A 5,247-nucleotide genomic window follows, 5' to 3' on the forward strand; every position below is an offset into this window, starting at 1 on the left:
CGCGAGGCCGGCCACAGCCGCGTGCCGGAGCCCCCGCACAGGATCACCGGGTGGATGAGGGTCGAGGGCTCGGACATGATGGTGCTGCCGGGATCCTGGATGCCGGCCGCCGCCGCCATCCTCGCGCCATCCCCTTTAGAGCCGTTCCCGATCGCGTTGCAATCGGGAGCGGCTCTAACCTCTTGTTTCGACGCGCTCTCTCGCGCCGAACCGGCGTCCGCTTCGGCGCAGGAGCGCTCTTGCCCGATCCGTGCCGGTTCGTCGCGCCGCACGCCGCCCCGCCCGGGGTCAGGCGGCGGCCTCGTCCGGCGCGGCCGCCGGCACCGGCCGGTGCGCGGCGAGGCGGCGGGCGAGCCCGCGTCCGCCGCGGTCGAAGAGGTGGGCGGCCGCCCCCGGCAGGGTGCGCGCGCCCATCAGCGAGCCGAGCGTGAGGCACTGCGTCCCGAAGCGGCCCTTGAAGCCCTCGTCGCCGCAGAGGAAATCGACCGTGTGCAGCCCGTGGTCGAAGGCCCAGACGATGTAGTCGATCATCAGGACGAGGCCGGGCGAGGCGCGCTCGAAAGCCGGGTCGTAGGTGGTCACGAAGGCCATCATCGTTTCGCCCTGCACGAAGTTGATCGAGGCGGCGACCGGGGCCCCGTCGCATTCCAGCACGAAGACGCGCAGCAGCCCGGCCTCGTCCAGCACCCGCACCATCGCGGGCAGCGCGCCCGAGCCGTCCGCGTAGAACAGGCCGGGCGGCAGGCCGTTGGCCGCGAGCCACGCGCGCTTGCGGGCGATGAACCAGGCCAGCAGCCCGTCGAGCGCTTCGCCGGGCGCGAGCAGGCGCGCGGTCGTCGCGCCCCGCTCGGCGAGGAACTTCTGCCCCCTGCGGTGGTTCTGGCGCGTCTTCTTCGGCTGCCCGTCGAACCACGCCTTTCCGCTCGGGACGGGGCCACGCACCCGCCAGTTCTGCTCGGTGCGGTGGTTCGGCCGCAGCCGGACGCCGCCCGCGGGGGCCCGGGCGAGGATGCCGGCCCGCGCCTCGGGCCGCAGATGGCTCAGATAGGCGAGGTCGAACCCGCCCGCGGCCGAGAGATGGGCCCACATCCGGGGCAGGAGATCGGCCCCCGCGCGCGCGGCGAGGAGCCCGTCCGCGAAGTCGCTGCACTCCTTGGCGGCCCATTCGAGGACGCGCAGGCCGCGGCGGCGCGTCGTGGCGAGCGGCAGCACGCCGACGAGGTCCTCACCGTCCCAGGCCAGGACGATCCTGAGGCGCCGCCGCCCGGGGTCCGGCACGCTTCCCCACCACGCCGACACCCAGGCATGGCTCTGGAAGACCAGGGCGTTGCTCGCCGCCCAGAGCCCGGTCCAGGCCGGCCCGACCGCCCGGAGCCGCTCCGTCGTCTCGACGATCTCGAAGCGTTCCATCGCGCTCCCCCCTCTCAGGCGCTCTGCCGGGGCCGGTCCGGAAGCCCGCGCAGGCGCCGGCCGAAGCGCACGATGTGCCGGCCCATCTTCTTCAGCGGCAGGATGTAGAGCCCGGACAGCGACTGGTAGGCCGCCGCGTCCCGGTCCATGATGCCGAACTTGAAGTCCTCGTCGGGCTTCGGGACGCAGAGCGTGCCGAAGAGCCGGTCCCAGAACGAGAACAGCAGGCCGAAATTCTTGTCGTAGTGGCGCGGGTCCGTGGAGTGGTGCAGCTGGTGCCAGTGCGGGCACAGGACCACGTGGTTGAGCGCGCCGAACGAGATCTTGAAATGGGTGTGGCGCACGAAATCCATCATCAGGATGTTGCGCATCACGTAGACGTTGACGCCGAAGACCGTGACCTCGACCGGATCGAGGGAGAGCAGCGTCCAGATCCCGAAGCAGATACCGGGGATCACCCCGTCCCAGGCGCGGTTCATCAACTCGTCGAGGGGGTGAACCCGGTCCTTCGTGATGCCGATCATCACCTCGGCCGAGTGGTGGACCTTGTGCAGCTCCCACAGGAAGGGGAAGCGGTGCTGCGCGGTGTGATAGAGGTAGTAGGACAGGTCGTAGGCGACGAGCATCGTCAGGGTGAAGACCACGACCGTCACGGGGCCGGGTTCGCCGAGGATCGGCTGGTCGATGCCGAGGAGCGCACCGAGCCCCCGGTTGGTGGCGTAGCCGACCGCGACCACGAAGGTGATGCCGGCCGGCAGCATCAGGAACGGCATCAGCGCGCGCCGGGTGACCCAGAACAGCAGGTCGGCGCGGGCCGAGGGGTGGACGATGACCTCGTGCGGGATCGCGAACTCGAAGAACGCGCGCAACGAGTAGCGCTCGGCCGTGCGCAGGTAGGCGATCAGCGCGCAGAGGAGCGCGGTTGCGAGCAGCAGGCCGGCGGCGAGCAGGTTGCCCGCCGAGACGCGCCGGATGATCGCGTCGATGAAGCTCAGGGGATCGTCCATGACGGTTCCTTCTCGGAGCGGCCTCAGGGCGCGCGGCCCGCGGCCTTCGGAGGGATGAGGGCGTCGAGGAGGGGCGCCACCGGCCGCTCGCGCCCCTCGCGGCGCGCGACGAAGCCGAAGGCGTCGGCGTAGTCCCAGTGGGTCCAGCCGATGCAGCGGCGCTCGGCCGCCCCCCGGACGGCCGCGAGCCAGCGGGCGCGGTCGGGCAGGGACGCGGTGTCGAGGGCGCCGAACTCGTTGACGATCACGGGGCGGCGATGGCGCGCGATCCAGTCGCCGACGGGGGCGAACTGGCGGTCGATCGCCTCCGCGGTCCAGGGCTGCCGGATCTGGGCGGCGAGTTCGGCGGCGGAGGCGCTCCGCCCCTCGCGGGCGAGGCGGGCCGCGACGGCCCGCACGGCCCGGTCCTCGGCGGCGGCCGGGAAGGGCAGGCCGCCGAGGGAGCGCAGCGGGTCGTCGGCCCCGCCCCAGTCGTTGCCCTGGTGGGTGAAGGCCATCGGGTCGTAGAAGTGGACGGCGTAGACGAGGCGCGGGTCGGCGAGCGGCGGCAGCGCGGCCAGAGCCTCCACCCGCTGCGGCCCGCCGGGGGCGACGACGAGGATCCGCCCCGGCGCGTGGACCCGCAGGGCGGCGACCGCGCGCGGCATCTGCCCCGTCCAGGCCTCCGCGTTCGGCGGCTCGTTCAGCACCTCGAAGAGCAGCCGGTCCGGAGCGAGGGCGGCGTAGCGCCGGGCCAGCACCGCCCAGGCCGCGTCGAGCATCGCCAGCGCCCGCTCGGGCTCGGCGCGGTGCAGGGCGGCGAAGCCCTCGCCCGGATGCATGTCGAGGCTGACCGTGAAGCCCGCATCGAGGAGCTGGCGCAGGGCCGCGTCGAGGCGCGCCAACCCCTCCGCCCGGCGCGCCCGCGTGCCGTAGGCCGGCATCAGGCGCTCGCCGTCGAAGGGCAGGCGCACATGGCTCAGGCCGCGGGCGCGCAGGCGCCCGAGCAGGGCGGGATCCGGCGGCATCGGCCGGTCCCCCTCGATCCAGCCCGTCAGGTTGAAGCCCCGGGCGAGCCGGGCGACGAGGTCGGCCGGCACGCCGCCCGCCCCTTGCGCCGCGCACAGGGCGGCCCGGTCCGGCGCGGCGGCGACCGGCAGGACGGTCAGGCCGAGCAGCAGGCCGAGCAGTCTGGCGGGGGGGAGCGCGCGCATCCGTCCGCTCAGCCGCGCCGCGTCAGCAGGAGGTAGAGGGCGTGCGGGTTCGTCACGGCGTAGCGCGGCAGCAGGCGCCCCGGCTCGAGGCTCGCCCGGTAGGCCCATTCGAGGCCGAACCGCTGCATCCAGTCGGGCGCCCGGCTGCGGGCGCCCGACAGGAAGTCGAACAGCCCGCCCGACGTCTTGATCACCCCGACGCCCGCGAGCGCCGCCCGCCAGCGCAGGGCGAAGCGCTGCTCGCGCGGCACCCCCATGCCGAGCCAGAGGATGTCGGGCCGCGCGCGCGCCACCGCGTCGACCTGCTCGGCCTCCGCCGCCCCGTCGAGATAGCCGTGATGGGCACCCACGAGCCGCAGGTCCGGATAGAGCGCGCGCACGTTCGCCTCGGCCAGCGCCATGCCCTCCCGGGTCGAGCCCAGCATGTAGAAGCTGAGGTCGAGGCGCACCGCTTCCCGCGCGACGTCGTGGAAGAGGTCCGTGGTCGCGACCCGCTCCGGCAGCCGGCGGGCGGGCTCGCGGAGGTACGAGGCGAAGACCAGGGGCGCCCCGTCCGCGTGGATGAGGTCGCTCGTCTCGAACAGGTGGCGGATCTCGGGATCGCGCGCGCAGAGCGACAGCACCTGGCCGTTGGCCGAGGTGACGATGGCGGGCGGCTCGTGGCGGCCGCGACGGGCGAGCGCGAGATCGACCAGCAGCGCCGTGGCCTCGCGGCGCCCGTGCACCGCGATCGGCAGGCCGCCGAGGCCGACGCGCGGCACCGCGGCCAGGATCGGATCGTGCGCAAGGCCGTGCGGTGCGGCGCGCTCCGCCACGCCGCCCGCCCGGCGCGGGCGCAGCCCGGCCCGGGCGATCGCGCGCGCGCGCGGGCCGAACCCGTGCGGGCCGAACCCGTGCGGGCCGTCTGGCCGCAGCCCCGCCACCGTAGCCTGACGGCCTTCTCCGTGCGGTTCAGCCATCGCGTCGCAGCGCCTTTCGGTCGACCTTGTTGAGGATGATGCCCGCGAGGCTGCCGGGCGCGCGCGCGAACAGGTCGAGCGCCGCCCTGACATCCTCGCGGCTCGTGCGGCCCCACTCGACCACCAGGGCTGTACGGTCCGCGTGGGCGAGGAGCAGCCGCCCCTCGACGCCGTGCAGGAGGTGCGGACCGTCGAGCACGATCAGGTCGAAGCGGCGGCGCAGGTCCGCCACGGCCCGTCCGAGCGCCGGGCTGAAGAACAGCTCGGCGGCCTCCGGGTCGTCGCGGGCGATGCCGATCGGCAGGAAGCTGATCGTATCGAGGGTTCCGTGGTGGATGAAATTCCCCGGATCGGATGCGTTCCGCAGCGCGTCGAGGATGCCTGGGCTCTGGCCGGCACGGCGCGTGCGTGTGAGGCGGGCGTCGCGCGTGTCGACGTCGACCAGCAGGACCTTGCGGCCCTGGCGGGCGAACATCTCGGCGAGGTGCTCGGACACGGTCGACTTGCCCTCGCCGGCGAGCGCGGAGGTCACCAGAAGGGTGTCGCCGCTGCGTCCCTCGATGCCGCGCCCGTGGAGGCCCGGCGGCTCGGCCGCGGCGCGCAACGGCAGGGCGAGCATCCGGATCGCCTCGTCGAAGCGCGCGTGCTCGCGGCTGTCGCCGGTGAGCCGCACGTGCC

At 74.2% G+C, this 5,247-nt stretch carries 5 protein-coding genes; all 5 read right to left on the reverse strand.

What is annotated here, in order from left to right:
• Window positions 1–288 precede the first annotated feature (288 nt).
• On the reverse strand, window positions 289–1,410 hold the full coding sequence (locus AX737_RS09735) for a GNAT family N-acetyltransferase (RefSeq protein WP_066920931.1): 1,122 nt from the start codon (window positions 1,408–1,410) through the stop codon (window positions 289–291).
• Between the two features lie 14 nt (window positions 1,411–1,424).
• Window positions 1,425–2,417, reverse strand: coding sequence for a sterol desaturase family protein (locus AX737_RS09740; protein WP_066920932.1), 993 nt, complete (start codon window positions 2,415–2,417; stop codon window positions 1,425–1,427).
• Window positions 2,418–2,440: 23 nt separating this feature from the next.
• Complete coding sequence (locus AX737_RS09745) at window positions 2,441–3,610, reverse strand: cellulase family glycosylhydrolase (RefSeq protein WP_066920934.1); 1,170 nt, start codon at window positions 3,608–3,610, stop codon at window positions 2,441–2,443.
• A gap of 8 nt (window positions 3,611–3,618) precedes the next feature.
• Window positions 3,619–4,569, reverse strand: coding sequence for a WecB/TagA/CpsF family glycosyltransferase (locus AX737_RS09750; RefSeq protein ID WP_082772973.1), 951 nt, complete (start codon window positions 4,567–4,569; stop codon window positions 3,619–3,621).
• A partial coding sequence (locus tag AX737_RS09755) for a CpsD/CapB family tyrosine-protein kinase (RefSeq protein ID WP_156453622.1) occupies window positions 4,562–5,247 on the reverse strand: 686 nt, incomplete at its 5' end. The genes AX737_RS09750 and AX737_RS09755, both read right to left, overlap by 8 nt.

The sequence above is a fragment of the Methylobacterium sp. CCH5-D2 genome (genome assembly GCF_001556475.1).
GTDB classification, from domain to species: domain Bacteria; phylum Pseudomonadota; class Alphaproteobacteria; order Rhizobiales; family Beijerinckiaceae; genus Methylobacterium; species Methylobacterium hispanicum.